Raw genomic sequence first — 22,989 nt, 5'->3', positions numbered from 1 at the left:
TCCGGTGGGGCGGGCGGGAAAGCTGTCCACAGGCGGTCCGTATCCGTCGTACTTACGGGAATGACCGGGCGGTCGCGTACGTTCGACTACTCGGACTCTCGGACCGCCGGGGCCGCACGAAGGAGAGCGCAGCATGCAGGAGACGGGCACCGTCACGATGTACAGCACGACCTGGTGCGGCTACTGCCGCCGGCTGAAGAGCCAGATGGACCGTGAGGGCATCGCGTACAACGAGATCAACATCGAGCTCGACCCGGAGTCCGCGGCGTTCGTGGAGAAGGCCAACGGCGGCAACCAGACGGTTCCCACCGTGCTCGTGAAGTCCTCCGCCGGCAAGGAGTCCGTCATGACGAACCCGAGCCTGGCGCAGGTCAAGCAGGCCCTCGCCGTCTGAGTGCCCCCGCGCCCACCAGAAAGGCCCCCGCCGAGGCGGGGGCCTTCTGCTGTCACGGGCCCGCTGTGAGATGCGTTACGGAGCCCGCGCCCCGGCCGGAGCCGGACCGGGCGCCGGCTACGCGACCGGCCGCGGCAGCGGCTCGCCGTACCAGAGCTCGACGAGGCGCGCCGCGATGGAGACGCCCGACGGGGGCAGCACCTCGCCCTTCTCGATCGCCTCGCGCAGGTCCGCGCGGGAGAACCAGCGGGCCTCCTGGATCTCCTCGCCGTCCACCGTGATCTCGGAGGTGGTGGCGCGGGCCGTGAAGCCCAGCATCAGGCTGTACGGGAAGGGCCACGGCTGGCTGGCCACGTAGGCGACGTCGCCGACCTTGACGCCCGCCTCCTCCCACACCTCGCGGACGACGGACTGCTCGATCGACTCGCCGGGCTCCACGAAGCCGGCCAGCGTCGAGAAGCGGCCCTCGGGCCAGTGCACCTGGCGGCCGAGCAGCGCGCGGTCCTGCGCGTCGGTGACCAGCATGATCACGGCCGGGTCGGTGCGGGGGTAGTGCTCGGCGCCGCAGCCCGGGCAGCGGCGGATGTGCCCGGCGGCCGCGACCACGGTGCGCTCGCCGCAGCGGGAGCAGAAGCGGTGCATGCGCTGCCAGTTCTCCAGCGCCACCGCGTGGACCATCAGGCCGGCGTCGCGCTGGGACAGCAGCAGCCCGGCCTCGCGCAGCCCCGCCGGGCGCGCCGACTGGTCGATGCGGCCCGGCAGCGAGTCCTTCTGCAGCGCGAAGTACCGTACGCCGTCCTCGTCGGTGCCCAGGAAGTAGCGGTGGGTCTCGGTGACCGGGGCCTCGAAGGCCGGGGTCATCACGATCGCGGTGCCGCCGTCGGGGGTGTCGTCGATCAGGACCTGGCCGCCGGAGACCACGAAGACGCGGGTGCTCGGGTGGCTCCAGGCCGCGGCGAGCCACGCCTCGTCCAGGCGGTGGTGCGCCGCGCGGTCGATGCCGCTGGGTGCGGCGAGCGAGATCGGGCGCTCGGGCTCGGTACGGGTGCTCACAGGTACTTCCAACTCCCCCGGTGGTAGGGCATGGCAGGCTCGGCAGGGCGGTGCGACGGGCGCCGGGGCGGCGGGTGCGCCGGGCGCCGGGCCGCGGGTGGCGGGCCTCAGGCGGGTGTGCGGTGGGTGGCGGCCAGGTCGGCCCAGAGGTAGGCGGTCGTCTCGACGCCCTTGAGCAGGAGGTCCAGCTCGACCTTCTCGTTCGGGGAGTGCCAGCCGTCGGAGGGCACCGAGATGCCGAGGAAGAGGACGGGCGCGCCGAGGACGTCCTGGAGGTCCGCGGCGGGCCCGGAGCCGCCCTCGCGGGTGAAGCGGACCTTCTGGCCGAACGCGCGGCCCATGGACCGCACGACCGACCGCAGCGCCGGGTGGTCCAGCGGGGTCAGGCACGGGCGGGTGGGGGCGCCGAAGGTGACGGAGTACCGGATCCCGTCCGGGACCCGGTCCTCCAGCCAGCGCTCGAAGGTGGTCTCCACCTCGTACGGGTCCTGCCCGGACACCAGGCGGAACGACAGCTTCACGTGGGCGGAGGCGGGCACGATCGTCTTGCCGCCGGGGCCCTGGTAGCCGCCGCCGATGCCGTTGACCTCGGCGGTCGGGCGGGCCCAGACCCGCTCCAGGGTGGTGTAGCCGGCCTCGCCGGCGGCCGCGTGGGACCTGGCCGTCCGCAGCCATTCGGACTCGTCGAAGGGGAGCTCCGCGATGAGCTCGCGCTCCGCGTCGGTCAGCTCGGCGATGCCGTCGTAGAAGCCGGGGAGGGTGACCCGCCCGTCCTCGTCGTGCAGCGCGGCGACGACGCGGGCGGCGACGGCGGCCGGGTTGGGCACGGCCCCGCCGAAGGCTCCGGAGTGGATGTCCTGGTCCGGGCCCTGGAAGTCGATCTCGCAGTCGGCGACGCCGCGCATACCGGTGCAGACGGTGGGGGTCGTCTCGGACCACATGCCGGTGTCGGAGACGATCACGACGTCGGCGGCGAGCTCGGCGGCGCGGGCCTCGACCAGCTCGCGGAAGTGGACGGAGCCGGACTCCTCCTCGCCCTCCACGATCAGCTTGAGGTGCACGGCGGGGGCGGCGGCGCCGGTGGCGGCCAGGTGGGCCCGTACGCCGAGGGTGTGGAAGAAGACCTGCCCCTTGTCGTCGGCGGCGCCGCGCCCGTACATCCGGCCGTCCTTGACCACCGGGTCGAACGGGTCGGTGTGCCAGCCGTCGGCGAGGGCCGCGGGCTGCACGTCGTGGTGTCCGTACACGAGGACGGTCGGGGCGTCCGGGTCCTCGCTCGGCCAGTGGGCGAAGACGGCCGGGGCACCCGGGGTCTCCCAGACCTCGGAGACCGGGAAGCCGGTCTCCTTGAGCTTCGCGGCGAGCCATTCGGCGCTGCGGCGTACGTCGCCCGCGTGCTCGGGCTGGGCCGAGACGGACGGGATGCGGAGCCACTCGGCGAGGTCGTCGAGGAAGGCGGCGCGATGGGTCTCGATGTACGTGCGGACGACGCTGTCCGGCTGGCTGTCGCTCATGCCCACGAGCCTAGCCGTCCGCCTGGCGGTCACCGTCCGTGCCCGTTTTGCCTTGGAGGATCCGCTCAAGGCGGGCCCGGTCGGGGAGGTCCCGGGGCCGGATCACGCGCCCGCTGCGGACGTGGAGGAAGACGGCGGCGACCCGGTCGAGGGGGGTGCCGGTGGCTTCCGCCCAGGCGAGGCGGTAGACGGCGAGCTGGAGCGGGTCGGCCTCGGTGGTGCGGCCCGTCTTCCAGTCGACGATCTCGTACGAGCCGTCGGGGTTGGCGTAGACGGCGTCGATCCGGCCCCGGATGACGCGGCCGGCCAGGGTGATCTGGACCGGCGCCTCCATGCGGTGCGGGGGCCGGTCGGCGTACGGGCTGCGCTCGAAGGCGGCCTTGAGGGAGGCGAGGTCGGCCTCGTCGGCGATCTCCTGGTCGGAGCCGGGCAGCTCGGTGGCGGGGTCCAGGACGTCGAGCATCGGGAGCGGGAGCTCGTCGAACCGGGACTCGACCCAGGCGTGGAACCGGGTGCCCTGGCGGGCCGCGGGCTGCGGCGGCTTGGGCATGGGGCGGGCCAGGTCGCGGGCGAAGCCCTGCTCGTCGGCGGCGAGGCGGAGCAGCTGGCTGGCGGACAGCGCCGAGGGCAGCTCGACGTCCCGCACGGCCGCGCGGGCCCGGCGGAGCTCGCCCTCCAGGGCGTCGAGGTCCCGGTCCCAGGAGGCGATGGCGCGGGCGTCCTCCGGGGTCGGGCGGCCCGCGGCGGGCCCGGCGGGCGGTACGTGCGCGTCCCGCGCCCCGGGCCGGGCGGCCCACGGCTCGGTCGCCCAGGCGTCGGTCGCCCAGGGGTCGTCGGCCCCGGGGTCGTCCGCCCCGGGGTCCGCGGCCGGCGGCCCGGCCGGATCCGCGGCACGGGGCCCGGCGGCCCGGGGGCCGGTCGCCCGGAGGTCCTCCGGAGCGGCGGCCCAGAGGTCGTCCTCCCAGGGGTCCTCGGGGTGCGGGCGGGCGTCCGCGGGCCCGGGGGCGTACGGGCCGCCGCCGGGGGCCGCGGAGGCGTGCGGGGCGTCGTCGGGGGCGTACGGGTCGGTGTCCGGCCACGGGGCCTCGTCGTGGGCCGGGTCCTCGCAGTCCGGGGGCCAGAGGTACGGCTCCTCCCCGGCGGGCGCCGGCGGCGGGGCCGCCAGGTAGGACTCCACCAGGGAGGCCGCCGCCCGGCGCAGCCGCAGGGAGTCCGGGTCCAGCGGGAGCGGCCAGGAGTGGTCCGCCTCGGCCTCGCCGGCCAGGGCCGGGTTCTCCGCATCGGCCTCGGGCTCGGGCGCCCAGGCCTCGATCTCCCCGAACCCGGCGGCGCAGTGCCCGTACAGCGCGCTCAGGAACGCGGACGGTCCGCGGCGCTTCTTCTGGGTCGGACCCCACCAGTGGCCGGAGGCCAGGAGGAGGGAGCGCGGGCGGGTGAAGGTCACGTAGCCGAGGCGGAGCTCCTCCACCGCCTTGTGGTCCTTCAGTGCGGCCTTGAAGGCCTTCAGGCCGGCCGAGGTCCACGCCGGGTCCCCCGGCAGGGTGGGGGCGTCCCCGCGCAGCGCGTACGGGAGCACCTTGGCGTACGAGGTCCAGGACTCCGGCGGCTTCTCCTTGGGGAAGGCGCCCGCGCAGAGGTCGGGGACGACCACCACGTCCCACTCCAGCCCCTTGGACTTGTGGGCCGTCAGCACCTTCACCGTGTTCTCGCCGCCGGGCAGCGCGTGGTCCAGGCCCTTCTCGTACTGGGCCGCGGTCCGCAGGAAGGCGAGGAAGGCGAGCAGCGAGGCCTCGCCGTCCAGGGCGGCGAAGCCGGCGGCGACGTCCATGAAGTTCGACAGGGTCTCGCGGCGGCGGGCCGCCAGCGCGTGCGGGGACGCGGACAGCTCGACCTCCAGGCCGGTCGCCGTCAGCACCCGGTGCAGTACGTCCATCAGCGGGTCGGCGAGCGAGCGCCGCAGGTCGCGCAGCTCCTGGGCGAGGTGCGCGAAGCGGACCCGGGCCTCCGGCGAGAAGGGCAGGTCGTCGGGGGCCTGCCCGGCTCCGTCGAGGAAGGTTTCCAGGGCGTCGGCCAGCGACACGATCTCGGCCGGGTCGACCCCTTCGACGGCCGCCGCGAGCCGCTCGTCGGCGTCCGTGCCCGGGCTGCCGGGGGCCCGGCCGATCAGCAGCCGCGCCCGCCGCCCCAGGAGGGCCAGGTCGCGCGGGCCGATCCGCCAGCGCGGGCCGACGAGGAGGCGGACGAGGGAGGCGTTGGCGCCGGGGTCCTGGAGGACCTCGCAGACCGCGACGAGGTCGGCGACCTCGGGCAGGTGCAGGAGCCCGGAGAGGCCGACGACCTCGACGGGGACGTCCCGGTCCACCAGGACGGCCTGGATGCGCGCGAAGTCCCCGGCGGAGCGGCACAGCACGGCGATCTCGCGCGGCTGCGTCCCCGTGCGGACGAGGTGGGCGACGGAGTCGGCGAGCCAGTCCAGCTCCTCGGCGTGCGTGGGCAGCAGGGCGCAGCGGACGACGCCGTCGCGCTCCGCTCCGGGCGCCGGGCGCAGTGCCTCGACTCCCTCGTGCATGGCCCTCAGCGGGGCGGCGAGGCCGTTGGCCAGCTCCAGCAGGCGGCCGCCGCTGCGTCGGTTCTCGCTGAGCGAGAAGCGGGTGGCGGGGCTCCCGCCGGCGTGCGGGAAGTGCTCGGGGAAGTCGTCGAGGTTCGCGACGGAGGCGCCGCGCCAGCCGTAGATCGCCTGGCAGGGGTCTCCGACGGCGGTCACGGCGTGCCCGGTGCCCGCGCCGAAGAGCCCGGACAGCAGCAGCCGCTGCGCGACGGAGGTGTCCTGGTACTCGTCGAGCAGGACCACCCGGAACTCCTCGCGCAGCAGCGCGCCCACCTCGGGCCGGGTGGTGGCGAGCCGCGCGGAGAGGGCTATCTGGTCGCTGAAGTCGAAGAGGTCGCGGGAGCGCTTCGCGGCGCGGTAGCGGGTGACGAGCTCCAGCAGTTCGAGGCGGCCGCGGACGGCCTCCGGCACCTTGCGCAGGTCTTCGTTGGAGAGCTTGGTTCCCGCGAGGGTGTCCAGCAGGGCGGTGTCCCAGGCGCGCAGCTCGGGCGGCTCGACCAGGTGCTCGGAGAGCTCCGCGTCGAGCGCGAGCAGGTCGCTGACCAGGTCGGGGACGGACTTGGTGAGGGAGGGGTACGGGCCGGGGGCCTCGCGCAGCACCTTCGCGGCGAGCTGGAAGCGGGTGGCGTCGGCGAGCAGGCGGGAGCTGGGCTCCAGGCCGATGCGCAGGCCGTGGTCCTTCAGCAGCTGGCCGGCGAAGGCGTGGTACGTGGAGATGCGCGGCTCGCCGCCGGCCGCGTCGGCGTCGGCCGGGGAGGGGTCCGGGTCGGTGATGCCGGCCCGGGCGAGGGCCTTGCGCACGCGCTCGGCGAGCTCGCCGGCGGCCTTGTTGGTGAAGGTCAGGCCGAGGACCTGCTCGGGCGCGACCGCCCCGGTGCCCACGAGCCAGACCACGCGGGCCGCCATGACGGTGGTCTTGCCGGAGCCGGCGCCCGCGACGATCACCTGGGGGGCGGGCGGGGCGGTGACGCAGGCCAGCTGTTCGGGCGTGAAGGGGATGCCGAGGAGCTCCTTGAGCTGCTCGGGGTCGGCGAGGACGGTCGGGCGCGCGGACACGTGAAAAGGCTAGCCGCCCGCACCGACACTCCCCGCCGACCCGGTCGCGCGCCGGGTCCGGACCCCGGGCTTCCCCGCTCCCCCGGCGGCTACCGCGCCTCCCCCGAAGGAAGTCGCGCCCCTCCGCGGATCCCGCGCCGTCCGTGCCGTACGGCGTCACTCCACCGTCTGCCGGCCCTCCGGGCGGGCGCTGCACGAGCTGCGGAAGGAGCAGTGGTCGCAGTGGCGGCCGACGGCGGGCGCGAAGCGTTCGTCCAGGACCCGTCCGGCGGCGGTGGCCAGCAGGTCGCCGACCCATTCGCCGTCGAGCGGCTGCTGCGCCTGGATCCGGGGCACGGTCTCGCCGCCGTCCCGTACGGCCGCGCCCTGGCGGAGCTGGACCAGCTCGGCGCCGCCGGGCGGCGGGCGGCGGCCGTCGAAGGCGTCGTCGACGGCGCCCTCGCGGACGGCGAGCTGGTAGACGGCGAGCTGGGGGTGGCGGGCCACCTCTTCCTTGGTGGGCGACGCCTTGCCGGTCTTGAAGTCGACGACGTACGCGCGTCCCTGCGGGTCCGCCTCGACGCGGTCCATGGAGCCGCGGATGCGGACGGCGTACTCGCCGGCGTCGAGGGTGACGTCGAACTCGTGCTCCGTGGCGACGGCCTCCCGGCCACCCCGGTCGGTGGTGTGCCAGCGCAGGAAGCGCTCCAGGGCGGTGCGGGCGTTCTCCTTCTCCTGGGCGGACTTCCAGGGGGCGTCGAAGGCGAGGGCGTCCCAGACGGAGTCGAGGCGCTCCATGAGGACGGCGAGGTCGGCGGGGGTGCGGCCGGAGGCGACCTCGTCGGCCAGGACGTGCACGACGTTGCCGAAGCCCTGGGCGGCCGTGGAGGGGGCGTCGGCCTTGACCTCGCGGCCGAGGAACCACTGGAGGGAGCACGTGCGGGCGAGCTGCTCCAGGGCGCTGCCGGACAGGGCGACGGGCCGGTCCCGGTCGCGGAGCGGAACGGTGCTGCGGGTGGGCTCGTACAGGCCCCACCAGCGCTGCGGGTGCGCGGCGGGGACCAGCGGGCGGTCCTCGTCGTCGGTGAGCGCGGCGAGCCGGGCGAGGCGGCGGGCGGCCGCGTCGCGCAGGGCGGGCGAGGCCTCGGGGTCGACGGTGGTGGCGCGGAGCTCGGCGACGAGCGCCGGGACGGCGAGGGGCCGGCGGGGGCGGCCGGTGACGTCCTTGGGCGGTACGCCGAGCTCGGTGAGGAAGCGGGAGGGCTGGTCGCCGTCCTCGGCGGGGGCCTTGACGGCGGTGACGACGAGGCGCTCGCGGGCGCGGGTGGCCGCCACGTAGAAGAGCCGGCGTTCCTCGGCGAGCAGGGCGCCGGGGGTGAGGGGCTCGGCGAGGCCGTCGCGCCCGATGCGGTCGGCCTCCAGCAGGGAGCCGCGGCGGCGCAGGTCGGGCCAGAGGCCCTCCTGGACCCCGGCGACGACGACGAGGGACCACTCCAGGCCCTTGGAGCGGTGGGCGGTCATCAGGCGGACGGCGTCGGAGCGGACCGCGCGGCCGGTGAGGGTGTCGGCGGCGATGTCCTCGGCTTCGAGCTGTTCGAGGAAGTTGAGGGCGCCGCGGCCCCCGGTGCGCTCCTCGGCGCGGGCGGCGGTGTCGAACAGGGCGCAGACGGCGTCGAGGTCGCGGTCGGCGTTGCGGCCGCCCGCGCCGCCGCGGCGGGCGCTGCGCTCCAGGCGCTGCGGCCAGGGCGTGCCGTCCCAGAGGGTCCACAGGGCCTCTTCGGCGGTGCCGCCGCCCTGGAGCAGCTCGCGGGCCTTGCGCAGGAGCAGGCCGAGGCGCTGCGCGCCGCGGGCGTAGGCGGGGTCGTGGGCGGTGAGCCGCTCGGGCTCGGCGAGGGCGCGGGCGAGCAGGACGTCGGAGGGCGCGGGCACCGTGACGCCGGCGGCGCGCTCCTCGTCGCGCAGGGCCCGGCCGAGGCGGCGGAGGTCGGCGGCGTCCATGCCGCCGAGCGGCGAGGCGAGCAGCGCGAGGGCCGCTTCGACCCCGACCCACCCCTCGCCCGCCGGGTCACCGGCGGCGGGCCCGGACGGCTCGGCGGGCCCGGACGCCTCGGCGGGCCCTGACGGCTCGGTGTCGGCGGTGGAGGCGGCGCCCTCGGAGGCCGGGGCCTCCTCCTCCGCGTCGCCGGGCGCCGTCTCCGGCGCGGCGGCGGGGTGCGGGGACGCGTCGGCGTCCGGTTCTGCGGCGCGGGGGGACGGGAGGGGGTCCGGAGTGGCGGCCGCGGCCGCGGTGCGCAGGGCCGTCAGCAGGGGGGCGACCGCCGGTTCGTGCCGCAGGGGGGAGCCCGAGGCGTCCGTCTCGGTCGGGACCCCCGCCGTGTTCAGCGCCCGCCGCATCGCCGGGAGGGTGCGGCCGCCGGAGCGGACCAGGACGGCCATGTCCTGCCACGGCACCCCGTCCTCCAGGTGGGCCCGGCGCAGGACGTCGGCGATGTTGTCGAGCTCCGCCCCGGCCGTGGGGTACGTGTACACCTCGACCCGGCCGCCCTCCCGTACGGGCCGGAGCGCGCGGTGGGCCCGTACGGCGGCGGACGGCAGCCGCGGCACCGGCATCCGCGTGGTGAGCAGCCGGGTGGCCTCCAGCAGGGCCGAGCCCGAGCGGCGGCCCACCGTCAGCGCGCGGACCGCCGCGCCCGGGAAGGCCGACTCGAAGTCGAGCACGTTGTTGATGTCGGCGCCGCGGAAGGCGTAGATCGACTGGTCGGGGTCGCCGAAGGCGACCAGCGTGCCCCCGGGGCCGGTCAGCGCCCGCAGCAGGCGCAGCTGCGAGGCGTCCGTGTCCTGGTACTCGTCCACGAGGATCACGTCGTACGCGGAGGCGAGGGACGGGGTGCGCTCCGCGAGGAGGACCGCGCGGTGGAGGAGTTCCGCGTAGTCCAGCGTGCCCTGCATGTCCAGGACGTCCAGGTACTCGGAGAGGAAGGCCGCCGCCGCCTTCCAGTCCGGGCGCCCGGTCCGGGTCGCGAAGGAGTCGAGGGCGGCCGGGCCCAGGCCCAGCTCGCGGGCGCGGGCCAGCACGGCGCGGACCTCGTCGGCGAAGCCGCGCGTGGTCAGCGCGGCCCGCAGGTCGTCGGGCCAGCGGATGGACCTGATCCGGCGCTGGCCCTCCAGCAGGGTGCGGACCATCACGTCCTGCTCGGGTCCGGACAGCAGCCGCAGCGGATCGGCGAAGAGGTCCGTGTCCTGGTGGGCGCGGACCAGGCCGTAGCAGAAGGAGTGGAAGGTGGTGGCCTGCGGCGCCCGCGCGCCGCCGAGCCGGACGGCGGCCCGGTCGCGGAGTTCGACGGCGGCCTTGCGGCTGAAGGTGAGGATCAGGATCCGGGCCGGGTCGGTTCCCGCCTCCACGCGGGCGGCGACCGACTCCACCAGGGTGGTGGTCTTCCCGGTGCCCGGTCCGGCGAGGACCAGCAGGGGTCCGCCGGCGTGGTCAACCACCGCGCGCTGCGCTGCGTCCAGAACAGGGGGATCCACCCGTTCCGGCCCGGTGCGCACGAGGCGGTACGCGTCGGGGGTCCGCGTGCGCCGCCGTGCGGTGCGGTCGGAGGAAGAGGTGATCACGTGAGCTGCCGGTCCTGGTGGGTCTGCGGGTGGTACGGGGGTCGCGGTGCCCGGAGCGGGCGGGCGGTCCGCGCGGTGCGGCGGTGCCGCGGGGGTCCCGGCGGCGGCTGCCGCGACGCCCGCCGCGACGGCCCCGGCCGGGGCCGAAGGGGCAACGCTACGTCAACCGCGTGCCTCCGCGCAGTTCCCCCGCGTCCCCCGTACGGGCCTTCGCACGGGCGCTCGACCGCCCGTCCGGGCCGCGCATGGCCGAAGCTGTCAGGTGTGAGCCTCGTCGCGCTTGTCGTCCCGTCCGGGGTCCGGGCTCCCGTCCCAGCGCGCCCGGCGCATGTCCAGCCGGGGCCCGCCGCCGGCCGTCGGACGCAGCGGCGTGGCCTCGGCCCGGTAGTGCTCCAGGGCGCGCCGCTCGCTCCCCGGGAGCGGTACGCCGTCCGCCCGCACCACGCGCCACCAGGGCACGGCTCCCCCGTACAGGGCCATGACGCGCCCGACTTGGCGCGGACCGCCGTCGCCGAGCCACTCCGCGACGTCTCCGTACGTCATCACCCGGCCGGGCGGAATCCGCTCGGCCACCTCCAGTACGCGCTCCGCGTAGGCGGGCAGTTCCTCGCTCATCCGGCCCATGGTGCAGCACGTCGGGCGCCCGTCCACGGAGGATCGGGTTCCGCACCGGCGCGCACCCTGATGCCCCGCGCTCCCGTCGGTCCGTGCCACCATCTTCCGGGCGGTGACTGGTGATACGTGATCAAGAAGAGACGGAAGTGACGACGAAGGAGCAGGGTGTGAGCCCTCCGGACGGCGCGGATCCAGACGATGGCGCGCGCCCGGACGACGGCCCCGCCCCGCGCCCCGGCCGACCGCGTCCGGACCGCTGGGAGCCGGACCACCGGCGTCCGAACGGCGACCGCGAGAGCGACGGGCCGGACGCCGGCGACGGCCGCGGCGGCCACAAGGGCCCGGCGGGCCCCGGCGGCCCCGCGGGCTCCGGCGAACCCGGCCGCGGCCCCGACCCCGACCGCGACCCCGGTCGCGGCGGCGGAGCCGGTGGCGAACCCGTCCCCGGTTCCGGCGACGAGCCGGAGGGCCCGCACGGCCACGCCCCGACGGAGGCCGACCGCGTCGAGGTCGACGAACCGCTGCTCGCCGCCCGTGTGCACCGCCCCTCCGACCTCGTACGGCTCCTCGTCGGCGTCCTCGGCATCGCCGTCGTGCTCGGCATCTCCGCCTTCGCCCACGGCACGACCGCCGGCCTGCAGGCCGACATCAAGGAGGGCACGGGCGCGGCGCCGGACCTGCTGATCAAGGTCGCGGCCCTGGTGTCGAGCATCGCCGTGCTCCTGCTGCCCGTGGCCTTCGCCATCGAGCGGCTGATCAAGCGCGACGGGCTGCGCATCGCCGACGGCGTGCTGGCCGCCGTCCTCGCGCACGGGGTGACGCTCGCCACCGACCTGTGGGTCTCCCAGGCCGCCCCCTCCACCATCCAGGAGGCGCTGACCCGCCCCGCCGGGGTCGGCGGGGCGCTCACCGATCCGGTGCACGGCTACCTCGCGCCCGTGATCGCGTACATGACCGCGGTCGGGATGACGCGCAGACCCCGCTGGCGGGTCGCCCTGTGGGTGGTCCTGCTGCTCGACGCGTTCACGATGCTGGTCGGCGGCTACACCACCCCCTTCTCGATCATCCTGACGGTGCTGCTCGGCTGGAGCGTCGCCTACGGGACGCTTTACGCGGTCGGCTCGCCCAACGTCCGGCCCACCGGCCAGACCCTCCTCGCGGGGCTGCGCCGGGTCGGGTTCCGCCCGGTCAGCGCGATGCGCGCGGACCAGGGGGACGGGGCCGAGGCGAGCGAGGTCAGCGACCGGGGCCGGCGCTACCACGTCACCCTGGAGGACGGCCCGCCCCTCGACGTCACCGTCGTCGACCGCGAGCAGCAGGCCCAGGGGTTCTTCTACCGGGTCTGGCGCCGGCTCACCCTGCGCGGCATCACCACGCGGCGCAGCCTGCAGTCCCTGCGCCAGGCGCTGGAGCAGGAAGCGCTGCTCGCGTACGCGGCGATCGCGGCGGGCGCGAACGCGCCGAAGCTGATCGCCACCTCCGAGCTGGGCCCGGACGCCGTGATGCTCGTCTACGAGCACCTGGGCGGCCGGACCCTGGACTCCCTGTCCGACGAGGAGATCACCGACGAGCTGAGCCGCAACGCCTGGGAGCAGGTGCGGGCCCTGCAGTCGCGGCGGATCGCGCACCGGCGGCTCACCGGTGACGCCCTCGTGGTGGATCGTTCCGGCAACGTGATCCTCACCGACCTGCGGGGCGGCGAGATCGCGGCCGGGGACCTGGTGCTCCGGATGGACATCGCGCAGCTGCTGACCACGCTCGGCCTGCGGGTCGGCGCGGAGCGGTCGGTGGCCTCGGCGGTGTCGGTGCTCGGCCCGGACGCGGTGGCGGACTGTCTGCCGCTGCTGCAGCCGATCGCCCTGAGCCGCTCCACCCGGTCCACGCTGCGCAAGCTGGCGCGGGAGCGGGCGGAGCGGGAGCGGGAGGCCGTACTGGAGTCCTCGCGGGCGGCGAAGGCGGCCCGCGAGGCGGACGCGGCGGCGAGGTCGGCCTCCGCCGACCGCAAGGCCGAGAAGAAGGCGCTGGACGACGCGCTGGACGGGGCGCGGGAGGAGGACCTGCTGAGCCAGATCCGCCGGCAGGTGCTGCTGATCCGTCCGCAGGCGCCCGTGGAGCCGGCCCGGCTGGAGCGGATCCGGCCGCGCACGCTGGTGTCGTTCATCGCGGGCGCGTTCGGTGCGTACTTCCTGCTGACGCAGCTGGCGCACGTGGAGTTCGGGACGATCGTCGGCGAGGCGCAGTGGGGCTGGGTCGGGGCGGCGATGGCCTTCTCGGTGCTGACCTACTTCGCCGCGGCGATGAGCCTGCTGGGCTTCGTGCCGGAGCGGGTGCCGTTCCTGCGGACGGTCGTGGCGCAGGTGGCCGGGTCGTTCGTGAAGCTGGTGGCTCCGGCGGCGGTCGGCGGTGTCGCGCTGAACACCCGGTTCCTGCAGCGGGCGGGGGTCCGCCCCGGGCTCGCGGTCGCGAGCGTCGGTGCCTCGCAGCTGTTCGGCCTGGCCAGCCACATCCTGCTGCTGCTGTCGTTCGGCTACCTGACCGGCACCGAGAAGACCCCGGAGATGACCCCGTCCCGGACGGTCATCGCCGGTCTGCTGACGGTGGCGGTGCTGGTGCTGGTGGTGACGGCGGTCCCGTTCATGCGGAAGTTCGTGGTGACGCGGGTCCGGGCGCTGTTCGCGGGCGTGGTGCCGCGCATGCTGGACGTGCTCCAGCGGCCGCAGAAGCTGGTGACGGGCATCGGCGGGATGCTGCTGCTGACGGGCTGCTTCGTGATGTGCCTGGACGCCTCGATCCGCGCGTTCGGGGGCGGCCAGGCCATCAGCTACGCGAGCATCGCGGTGGTGTTCCTCGCGGGCAACGCGCTGGGCTCGGCGGCGCCGACGCCGGGCGGCATCGGCGCGGTGGAGACCACGCTGACGCTGGGGCTGATCGCGGCGGGGCTGGAGAAGGAGGTCGCGATCTCCGCGGTCCTGTTGTTCCGGCTGATGACGTTCTGGCTGCCGGTGCTGCCGGGGTGGATCTCGTTCAACTTCCTGACGCGCAAGGAGGCCATCTAGCCACCTGGCCTCCCGGCCGGGGCACCGCACCACCACCGCCGGGGCGCAGCCCCCGCTCCCCTCCCGGGCTGCGCCCCGAACCCCTCGGGGCTGCGCCCCCGAACCCCCTACGGCGTTCCGCGCCGCGCCTCAAACGCCGGCGAGGCTGGATTTGCCCGCCGCGGGACCACTCTGAGCCTCGCCGGCGTTTGAGGCGCGGGATTAGAAGGCCAGGGGCAGGGTCAGGAGGAGCGCCGCCGAGCAGGCGAGTTCGACCGCCCCGACCACGGGGACGCGCAGCCCCCGGCCCGGGAGGGCGGCGGCGCGGGCGAGGTAGGCGGCGAAGGGCAGCGCCAGCCAGGGCGAGAGGCAGGCGGCCACGGCCAGGGCGACCGCGTGGCAGGCGACCGAACCCCGGCGGTAGGCCCGCGAGTTCCGCTCCCGGATCATCGTCTTCACGTACGGGACCGTGCCCGCGAAGTACAGCAGGCAGGCCAGCGCCGGCGCCCACGCGGCGCCCGTGGCTCCGCCGCCCAGCCGCTGCGCGACCAGCAGCATCCCGCAGGCCGGGACCACCGCCGCCAGGCCGTTGACCAGGGCCCGCTCGCGGCCCCGCAGCGCGTGCCAGGTGTTCACCGCCACGAACGGCGCGGCGATCAGCGCCGCCACGACCAGCCAGGGGTGCGCCACCGCGAGCGGGAGCGCCGCCGCCGCGAACGCCGCCCCGAAGACCACGCCCGGCCGGCCGTGCCGCCGGGCCGAGCGCAGCCCGCGCGCGTGCAGCCGGAGCCACTGCTGGGCGTGGAACACGGCGACGTACCCGAGCAGCCAGGCCGTGAACAGCAGCGCGTGCGCCCACCCCGGGCGGGGAGCGAGCAGGGTGCCCGCGAGGAACGGCACGGCCAGCATGGCCCACGCGCCGTGCTGGTCCGGGAGCCACGTGTACCCCCCGCGGCGGCCGCCCGCCCCGCGCTGCGCCGCCGCACCCGTTCTCGTACCCGCTGCCGCTCCCGCTCCCGCTCCCGCCACCGTCCGCCGCCCTTTCCGCCGGGACTCCCCGCAAAGGGGAATTCCATCGCGTAATTTCCCGTCGCCCTCCACGAGTTGGGCCCTTCCAGCCTGACATCCACTCGGCCCGGAAAAGAGCGGAAGGAGGTCACGCCCGTACGGGACCTTTGTCACCGCTTTCACCGATTTCACCGGCGTAGCGTCAGGAGCGGGTCCTCTTGCCCGGACCGCCACTCCTTTCTTTTCTCCGGCCTGGAGGGTCGCCTTGCACGAGCGTCAGGGACATCACGACGCAGTCGATTCGCTCATCAGGGCGGGCAGCTTCTTCACCCGCGCCGAGGTGTCCGGGGACCTGCGCACGGTCCACCGGAAGGGCGGTCGCGAGGCGGAGGCCTTCTACCGGGACCGGTGGAGCCACGACAAGGTCGTGTACTCGACCCACGGCGTGAACTGCACCGGCTCGTGCCGGTGGAAGGTGTACGTGAAGGACGGGATCATCACCTGGGAGACCCAGGCCACCGACTATCCGTCCGTCGGCCCGGACCGCCCCGAGTACGAACCCCGCGGCTGCCCGCGCGGCGCCTCCTTCTCCTGGTACTCGTACTCCCCCACCCGAGTCCGCTACCCGCTCGTCCGCGGCGCCCTCCTGGAGATGTACCGCGAGGCCAAGGGGCGGCTCGGCGACCCGGTCGACGCCTGGGCCGACATCCAGGCCGATCCGGAGCGCCGCCGCGCCTACCAGCGGGCGCGCGGCAAGGGCGGTCTCGTACGGGCCACGTGGGAGGAGGCGTCGGAGATCGTCGCCGCGGCGCACGTGCACACGATCGGGGAGCACGGCCCGGACCGGGTCGCCGGCTTCTCGCCGATCCCCGCGATGTCGATGGCCTCGCACGCCGCGGGCGCCCGCTTCCACTCGCTCATCGGTGCGCCGATGCTCAGCTTCTACGACTGGTACGCCGACCTGCCCGTGGCCTCGCCGCAGGTGTTCGGCGACCAGACCGACGTGCCCGAGTCGGGCGACTGGTGGGACGCCGCGTACCTGATGATGTGGGGCTCGAACGTCCCCGTCACGCGGACGCCCGACGCCCACTGGATGACCGAGGCCCGCTACCGCGGGCAGAAGGTCGTCACCGTGTCCCCGGACTTCGCGGACAACACGAAGTTCGCCGACGAATGGATGCACCCGCACCCCGGAACGGACGGCGCCCTCGCCCTCGCGATGGGCCACGTGATCCTCCGGGAGTTCTTCGTCGAGAAGCAGACCCCCTTCTTCACGGACTACGTCCGCACCTACACCGACCTGCCGTTCCTGGTCTCGCTGCGGGAAACGGACCGGGGACTGGTCCCGGGGAAGTTCGTCACCGCCGCCGACCTCGGCCGGGACACGGAGAACGCCGACTGGAAGACCGTCCTGGTCGACGACGCGACCGGTGAGCCCGTCGTCCCGAACGGCACGCTGGGGCACCGCTGGGGAGAGAACGAGACGCCCGAGTGGAACCTCGACCTCGGCGACACCGTCCCGCGGCTGACCCTCCTCGGGGAGGGCGAGAGCGCCGAGATCGTCCTGCCGCGCTTCGAGGACGACGAGCGCGGCGGGACCGTGCGCCGCGGCGTGCCCGTGCGCCGGCTCGGCGGCCGTCTCGTCACCACCGTCTTCGACCTGATGCTCGCCCAGTACGGGGTCGGCCGGGGCGGCCTGCCCGGCGAGTGGCCCACCGGCTACGAGGACGCGAGCCAGCCCGGCACCCCCGGCTGGCAGGAGTCCCTGACCTCGGTGCCGGCCGCCCAGGCCGCCCGCGTGGCACGGGAGTTCGCGCGGACCGCCGAGGAGTCCGGGGGCCGCTGCATGATCCTGATGGGGGCGGGCACGAACCACTGGTTCCACTCCGAGACCATCTACCGCTCCTTCCTCGCCCTGCTCACCCTCACCGGCTGCCAGGGCCGCAACGGCGGCGGCTGGGGCCACTACGTCGGCCAGGAGAAGTGCCGTCCGGTCACCGGCTGGGCCACCCTCGCCGCCGCGTCCGACTGGTCGCGGCCGCCGCGCCAGATGATCGGCGCGGCCTGGTTCTACCTGCACACCGACCAGTGGCGCTACGACACCCTGCCGGCCGACGCCCTGTCCTCCCCGCTCGCCGAGGGCGCCTTCGAGGGCATGACCGGCTCGGACTGCCTGGCCGCGAGCGCCCGGATGGGCTGGATGCCCTCGTACCCGACCTTCGACCGCAATCCGCTGGAGCTCGGCGCGGCCGAGGACCCGGTGGCCAGTGCCGTCGCGCAGCTCAAGAGCGGCGAGCTCCGCTTCGCCGGCGAGGACCCGGACGCGCCGCGCAACTGGCCGCGCGTGCTGAACGTGTGGCGGGCCAACCTGCTCGGCTCCAGCTCCAAGGGGAACGAGTACTTCCTCAAGCACCTCCTCGGCACCCACTCCAACCTCCCCGCGGACGGCCCGCGCTGCTCCCCGAAGGACGTGGTGTACCGGGACGGCGACGTCGAGGGGAAGCTGGACCTCCTCATGTCGATGGACTTCCGGATGACGTCCACGACGCTCCTGTCGGACGTGGTCCTGCCGGCCGCCACCTGGTACGAGAAGCACGACCTCTCCTCCACGGACATGCACCCCTTCCTGCACGCCTTCACCCCGGCCGTCGACCCTCCCTGGCAGGCCCGGTCCGACTTCGACGCCTTCCGCTGCATCGCCGAGCGCTTCGGCGAGCTGGCCGAAAGCCGGCTCGGGGTGCGCCGCGACCTGGTGGCGACCGCGCTCCAGCACGACACCCCGGGCGGCGAGATGGCCCAGCCCGGCGGGGTCGCCCTCGACTGGTCGAAGGGCGAGTGCGAGCCCGTACCGGGCCGGACGATGTACGACCTGACCGTCGTGGAGCGCGACTACGGGGCCGTCGGCGAGAAGTTCGCCGCGCTCGGCCCGCTGGTCGACACGCTGGGCGTGACGACGAAGGCGATCACCTTCGACGTGGCCGAGGAGGTCGCGTACCTCGGGGAGAAGAACGGCCTGGTGCGCGGCGGGACCGCCGACGGCCGTCCGCGCCTGGACACCGCGCAGCGGGCCTGCGAGGCGATCCTGTCGCTCTCCGGGACCAGCAACGGCCGCCTCGCCACCCAGGGTTTCGAGACCCTGGAGAAGAAGGTCGGCACGCACATGGCCCACCTGGCCGCGGAGGCCGAGGGCAAGCGCATCACCTTCGCGGACACCCAGGCCCGCCCGGTCCCGGTGATCACCTCGCCCGAGTGGTCGGGCTCGGAGGCCGGCGGGCGCCGCTACACGGCCTTCACCGTCAACACCGAGCACCTGAAGCCCTGGCACACCCTGACCGGCCGCCAGCACTTCTTCATCGACCACGACTGGCTGCACGAGGTCGGCGAGTCCCTGCCGGTCTACAAGCCGCCGCTGAACATGCACACGCTGTACGGGGAGCCCGAGCTCGGCACGGTCGACGAGAAGACGAAGTCGGTCGCCGTGCGGTACCTGACCCCGCACAACAAGTGGGCGATCCACAGCCAGTACCAGGACAACCTCTACATGATGACCCTGGGCCGCGGCGGCCAGACGGTGTGGATGTCCCCGCAGGACGCCGACGCGATCGGCGTCCGGGACAACGACTGGATCGAGGCGGTCAACCGCAACGGCGTGGTCACCGCCCGCGCGATCGTCTCCCACAAGATGCCGCCCGGCACCGTCTACATGAACCACGCGCAGGAGCGGACGGTCGGCGTCCCCAAGACCGAGAGGACGGGCCGCCGCGGCGGCATCCACAACTCCCTCACCCGGGTGATGCTCAAGCCCACCCACCTCATCGGCGGCTACGCCCAGCTCACCTGGGCCTTCAACTACCTCGGCCCGACCGGCAACCAGCGCGACGAGGTGACGGTCATCCGCCGCCGCGACCAGAAGGTGGAGTACTAGGACATGAAGGTCATGGCACAGGTCGCGATGGTCATGAACCTCGACAAGTGCATCGGCTGCCACACCTGCTCGGTCACCTGCAAGCAGGCGTGGACCAACCGGCAGGGCACCGAGTACGTCTGGTTCAACAACGTCGAGACCCTCCCCGGCCAGGGGTACCCGCGCCGCTGGGAGGACCAGGAGAAGTGGAAGGGCGGCTGGGAGCGCACCCGCTCCGGCCGGCTCCGCCTCAAGGCGGGCGGCCGGCTCGCCAGGCTGGGCAGGATCTTCGCCAACCCGGACCTCCCGCAACTCGACGACTACTACCAGCCCTGGACGTACGAGTACAAGAACCTCACCGAGGCCCCGGCGGGCGACGACATGCCCACCGCCCGGCCCGTCTCGCAGGTCACGGGCGAGCCGATCGACACGATCGAGTGGGGTCCCAACTGGGACGACAACCTCGGCGGCGCCCCGGCGCACGCGCCGAGGGACCCGATCGTCGAGAAGATCCGCGACGAGGTCGGCGAGAAGATCCGCTTCGAGTTCGAGCAGAGCTTCATGTTCTACCTCCCGCGCGTCTGCGAGCACTGCCTCAACCCCGCGTGCGTCTCCTCCTGTCCCTCGGGCGCGATGTACAAGCGCGAGGAGGACGGCATCGTCCTGGTCGACCAGGACCGGTGCCGCGGCTGGCGCATGTGCGTGACCGGGTGCCCGTACAAGAAGGTGTACTTCAACCACCACACCGGCAAGGCCGAGAAGTGCACGTTCTGCTTCCCGCGCATCGAGGTCGGCATGCCGACCGTGTGCTCGGAGACGTGCGTGGGCCGGATGCGCTACCTCGGCGTGATGCTCTACGACGCCGACCGGGTCGCGGAGGCCGCCGCCGTCGAGGACGAGCACGACCTGTACCCCTCCCAGGTCGAGTGCTTCCTGGACCCGGACGACCCGGCCGTGATCGCCGCCGCCCGCGCGGCCGGCATCACCGACGAGTGGCTCGACGCGGCGCGGCGCTCCCCCGTCTACGACCTGATCGCGACCTATCAGGTCGCCCTCCCGCTCCACCCGGAGTACCGGACGATGCCGATGGTCTGGTACGTCCCGCCGCTCTCCCCCGTCGTCGAGGCGGTCGCCGCCACCGGCAGCGACGGCGAGGACGCCGGCAACCTCTTCGGGGCCATCGACGCGATGCGCATCCCCGTGGAGTACCTCGCCGCGATCCTCACCGCCGGTGACGTCCGGCCGGTGGAGGCGGTGCTGCGCCGGATGGCCGCGATGCGCTCCTACATGCGCCGGGTCAACCTGGGCGAGGAGCGGGACGAGTCGATCGCGCGGGCCGTCGGGCTGTCGGGCCGGGAGATGGAGGACATGTTCCGCCTCCTGGCCGTCGCCAAGATCGAGGACCGCTTCGTGGTCCCGAGCGCCGCCCGCGCCGAGGCCGACGCGCTCGCCGGATCCCACCCGCCGGACCCCGCCGGGCAGGAATGCCCGGTGGGCGCACTGCCCGAGCCCCGGGTGATGCTCAACCTCGGCGCCACCAGGAGGAGCGCGTGAGCCGGTACGCGATGAGCGGCGACGCCCTCGTACGACTGGTCGCGGGCTGCGTGCTGCAGTACCCGGGCGACCGCTTCCACGACGAGCTCCCCCGGCTCCGTGCGGCCCTCGCCGGGGCGCCCGCCGAACCGGCCCGGCTGCTCGGCGCGTTCCTCGACGAGGCCGGACCGCAGACCCCGATCGAGCTGTGCGCCCAGTACACCTCGACCTTCGACACCCGCAACCGGCGCTGCCTCTACCTCACCTGGTGGGTGGACGGCGACACCCGCCGGCGCGGGCTGTCCCTGGTCCGGCTGAAGCGGATCTACCGGGACTTCGGCCTGGAGTTCGCGGGCGAGGAGCTGCCCGACTTCCTGCCGGTGGCCCTGGAGTTCGCCGCCCGCGAGGAGGCGGCCGGCACCGAACTGCTCCAGGAGCACCGGGCCGGGCTGGAGCTGCTGCGGCTCGCGCTCACCGAGTCCGCCTCCCCGTACGCCCGGGTCCTGGAGGCCGTCTGCGCGACGCTGCCCGGACCATCCCCCGAGACCAGGGCGGAGGCGAAGGCCCTCGCGAAGAACGGGCCGCCGCAGGAACTGGTGGGGGCGGGCTCGGCGCTCGAACCCTTCGGTCCGGGCCTCGACATGCCGTTCACCGCGGTGCACCGGGGCGGCCCGTCCGCGGCCCCGGCCGACCTCCCGTGGCCCACCGCACCCGCCGCACCCGCCGCACCCGAAAGGATGCCCGCCTGATGGACCTCCTCCTGTGGGGCGTCGTCCCGTACGTCTCGATCGCCCTGCTCGTCGCGGGCACGGTCTGGCGGGGCCGTTTCGACCGGTTCGGCTGGACCACGCACTCCTCGCAGCTGCACGAGTCGCGGCTGCTGCGCATCGGCTCGCCGCTCTTCCACTTCGGCATGCTCTTCGTGGTCCTGGGCCACGTCGTGGGGCTGCTCGTGCCCAAGAGCTGGACCGACGCGGCGGGTCTGAGCGATCACGCGTACCACCTGGTCGCCCTGGCGACCGGCACGGTCGCGGGCGTCGCGGCCGCCGTCGGCATCGGGATCCTGGTCCACCGGCGCTTCTCGGTGCCGGCCGTGCGCAGGGCGACGCTGCGCAGCGACCACGTGATGTACGCGTGCCTGCTCGGCGCGATGGCGCTCGGGCTGACCGCCACGCTGCTGAACTCGGCCGGTATGACGGACGGGTACGACTACCGCGAGGGCATCTCCCTGTGGTTCCGCAGCCTGTTCACCTTCACCCCGGACCACCACCTGATGGCGGCCGCCCCGCTGGCCTTCAAGCTCCACGTCCTCTTCGGCTTCGTCCTGTTCGCGCTGATCCCCTACTCGCGCCTGGTGCACATGTTCTCGGCGCCGCTGACGTACCTGTTCCGCCCGTACGTGGTCTACCGCCGGCGCGACCCGGAGCTGCTCGCCAACCGCCGCCCCGAGCGCGGCTGGGAGCGCGTGTCGTGACCCGGCGCCCCGGTCGCACCGTCGTCCGCCGGCCCCGGCACGCGGTCTCCGAGCGGCCCTTCATCGTGATCTGGGAGGCGACCCGGGCCTGCCCGCTGGCCTGCCTGCACTGCCGGGCCGAGGCGCAGACCGCCCGGCACCCGGACGAGCTCGACGGCGCGGACGCCCGGCGGGTGATGGACCAGACCGCCGCGTTCGGCACGCCCGGCCCGCTGTTCGTGATCACCGGCGGGGACCCCTTCCAGCGCGCCGACCTCACCGACCTCGTCGCGTACGGGACCGGGCTCGGGCTGCGGGTCGCGGTCTCCCCCTCCGGTACGCCGACCCTGACCCGGGAGAACCTGGCCGCGGTCCGGGACGCGGGCGCGGTCGCCCTGTCGCTCTCCCTGGACGGTGCGACCGCCGCGCGGCACGACGCCTTCCGCGGCGTGCCCGGGGTCTTCGACTGGACCCTGGACGGCTGGCGGGCGGCCCGCGAGCTGGGCCTCAAGGTGCAGGTGAACACCACCGTGGCGCGGGAGAGCCTGGAGGACCTGGCCGACATCGCGGCGCTGGTCCGGGGCGAGGGCGCGATGCTGTGGTCGGGCTTCGTCCTGGTCCCGGCGGGGCGCGGCGGCGACCTGGAGCCCCTCGCCCCGGCCGAGATCGAGGACGTCCTGCACTTCCTCTACGACTGCGGTGCCGTGCTGGCCACCAAGACGACGGAGGGGCACCACTTCCGGCGGGTCGCGCTCCAGCGCACCGTCCTCGACGCCCGCGGGGAGCGCCCGGTGCTCGGGCCGCTGTACGAGCGCCTCTCGGCCCGCGCCGCGGAGCTCGGGCTCTTCGAGGGCGAGGGGCGGGCCGTGCGCCGGCCGCCGATGGACGTCTCCTCGGGGCGCGGCTTCGTCTTCGTCTCCCACACCGGCGAGGTGCACCCCAGCGGGTTCCTGCCGGTGTCGGCGGGCAACGTGCGCCACCACGCGCTGACCGACATCTACCGCGGTTCGGCGCTCTTCACGACGCTGCGGGACCCGGCGCTGCTGCGCGGGCGGTGCGGGGCCTGCGAGTTCAAGGCGGTGTGCGGCGGTTCGCGGTCGCGGGCGTACGGCTTCACCGGGGACGTCCTGGAGGCGGACCCGTACTGCGCGTACGAGCCGGGCAGCTTCCCGTACCAGGACGAGGTGCGGGCTCTGGCCGAAAGCACGAGGCGCTGACGCCC

The 22,989-nt window shown here is 74.6% G+C and carries 13 protein-coding genes; 7 read left to right on the top strand and 6 right to left on the bottom strand.

Annotation, left to right across the window (positions count from 1 at the left end):
- Positions 1-133 precede the first annotated feature (133 nt).
- Positions 134-394 (top strand): mycoredoxin, encoded by a 261-nt coding sequence (locus ACZ6S8_RS00600; RefSeq protein WP_267718075.1) that lies wholly within the window; start codon positions 134-136, stop codon positions 392-394.
- A 117-nt stretch (positions 395-511) separates the two neighbouring features.
- On the opposite strand, the gene nudC is transcribed toward ACZ6S8_RS00600, so the two are convergent.
- From nudC to ACZ6S8_RS00575, 5 genes are all read right to left on the bottom strand, one after another.
- Entirely contained in the window at positions 512-1,459 is a 948-nt protein-coding gene (gene nudC / locus ACZ6S8_RS00595) for an NAD(+) diphosphatase (protein WP_469451163.1), read from the bottom strand.
- 95 nt (positions 1,460-1,554) lie between these two features.
- Entirely contained in the window at positions 1,555-2,961 is a 1,407-nt protein-coding gene (locus ACZ6S8_RS00590; RefSeq protein ID WP_469451161.1) for a dipeptidase, read from the bottom strand.
- Positions 2,962-2,971: 10 nt separating this feature from the next.
- Positions 2,972-6,625, bottom strand: a complete 3,654-nt coding sequence (locus ACZ6S8_RS00585; protein ID WP_469451159.1) for an ATP-dependent helicase — start codon at positions 6,623-6,625, stop codon at positions 2,972-2,974.
- Positions 6,626-6,781: 156 nt separating this feature from the next.
- Complete coding sequence (locus ACZ6S8_RS00580; RefSeq protein ID WP_469451854.1) at positions 6,782-10,216, bottom strand: ATP-dependent helicase; 3,435 nt, start codon at positions 10,214-10,216, stop codon at positions 6,782-6,784.
- A 261-nt stretch (positions 10,217-10,477) separates the two neighbouring features.
- Positions 10,478-10,843 (bottom strand): MGMT family protein, encoded by a 366-nt coding sequence (locus ACZ6S8_RS00575; protein WP_469451852.1) that lies wholly within the window; start codon positions 10,841-10,843, stop codon positions 10,478-10,480.
- 110 nt (positions 10,844-10,953) lie between these two features.
- Between ACZ6S8_RS00575 and ACZ6S8_RS00570 the strand changes: the two genes are divergently transcribed.
- Positions 10,954-13,890: a lysylphosphatidylglycerol synthase transmembrane domain-containing protein gene (locus ACZ6S8_RS00570; RefSeq protein ID WP_469451157.1), complete on the top strand. Its 2,937-nt coding sequence runs from the start codon at positions 10,954-10,956 to the stop codon at positions 13,888-13,890.
- Positions 13,891-14,091: 201 nt separating this feature from the next.
- Here ACZ6S8_RS00570 and ACZ6S8_RS00565 read toward each other — a convergent pair whose 3' ends face one another.
- Complete coding sequence (locus ACZ6S8_RS00565) at positions 14,092-14,898, bottom strand: YwiC-like family protein (RefSeq protein ID WP_469451155.1); 807 nt, start codon at positions 14,896-14,898, stop codon at positions 14,092-14,094.
- Positions 14,899-15,142: 244 nt separating this feature from the next.
- Between ACZ6S8_RS00565 and ACZ6S8_RS00560 the strand changes: the two genes are divergently transcribed.
- The 5 genes from ACZ6S8_RS00560 to ACZ6S8_RS00540 are packed head-to-tail and all read left to right on the top strand — an operon-like array spanning position 15,143 to position 22,984.
- Positions 15,143-18,802 carry a nitrate reductase subunit alpha gene (locus ACZ6S8_RS00560; protein WP_469451154.1) on the top strand — a complete coding sequence of 1,220 codons (3,660 nt, stop codon included), beginning with the start codon at positions 15,143-15,145 and terminating at the stop codon, positions 18,800-18,802.
- A 3-nt stretch (positions 18,803-18,805) separates the two neighbouring features.
- Complete coding sequence (gene narH, locus ACZ6S8_RS00555) at positions 18,806-20,335, top strand: nitrate reductase subunit beta (protein WP_469451152.1); 1,530 nt, start codon at positions 18,806-18,808, stop codon at positions 20,333-20,335.
- Positions 20,336-20,346: 11 nt separating this feature from the next.
- Positions 20,347-21,063 (top strand): nitrate reductase molybdenum cofactor assembly chaperone, encoded by a 717-nt coding sequence (gene narJ / locus ACZ6S8_RS00550; RefSeq protein WP_469451850.1) that lies wholly within the window; start codon positions 20,347-20,349, stop codon positions 21,061-21,063.
- Positions 21,063-21,788, top strand: coding sequence for a respiratory nitrate reductase subunit gamma (gene narI, locus ACZ6S8_RS00545; RefSeq protein ID WP_469451150.1), 726 nt, complete (start codon positions 21,063-21,065; stop codon positions 21,786-21,788). Before narJ ends, narI begins: the two co-directional genes overlap by 1 nt.
- Positions 21,785-22,984: a TIGR04053 family radical SAM/SPASM domain-containing protein gene (locus ACZ6S8_RS00540; RefSeq protein WP_469451148.1), complete on the top strand. Its 1,200-nt coding sequence runs from the start codon at positions 21,785-21,787 to the stop codon at positions 22,982-22,984. Before narI ends, ACZ6S8_RS00540 begins: the two co-directional genes overlap by 4 nt.
- Positions 22,985-22,989: the final 5 nt, after the last annotated feature.

The sequence above is a fragment of the Streptomyces sp. NPDC048461 genome, from assembly GCF_055587105.1.
Note: the sequence above shows the minus strand (reverse complement) of the source record. Positions and strands in the feature narration are given on the sequence as shown.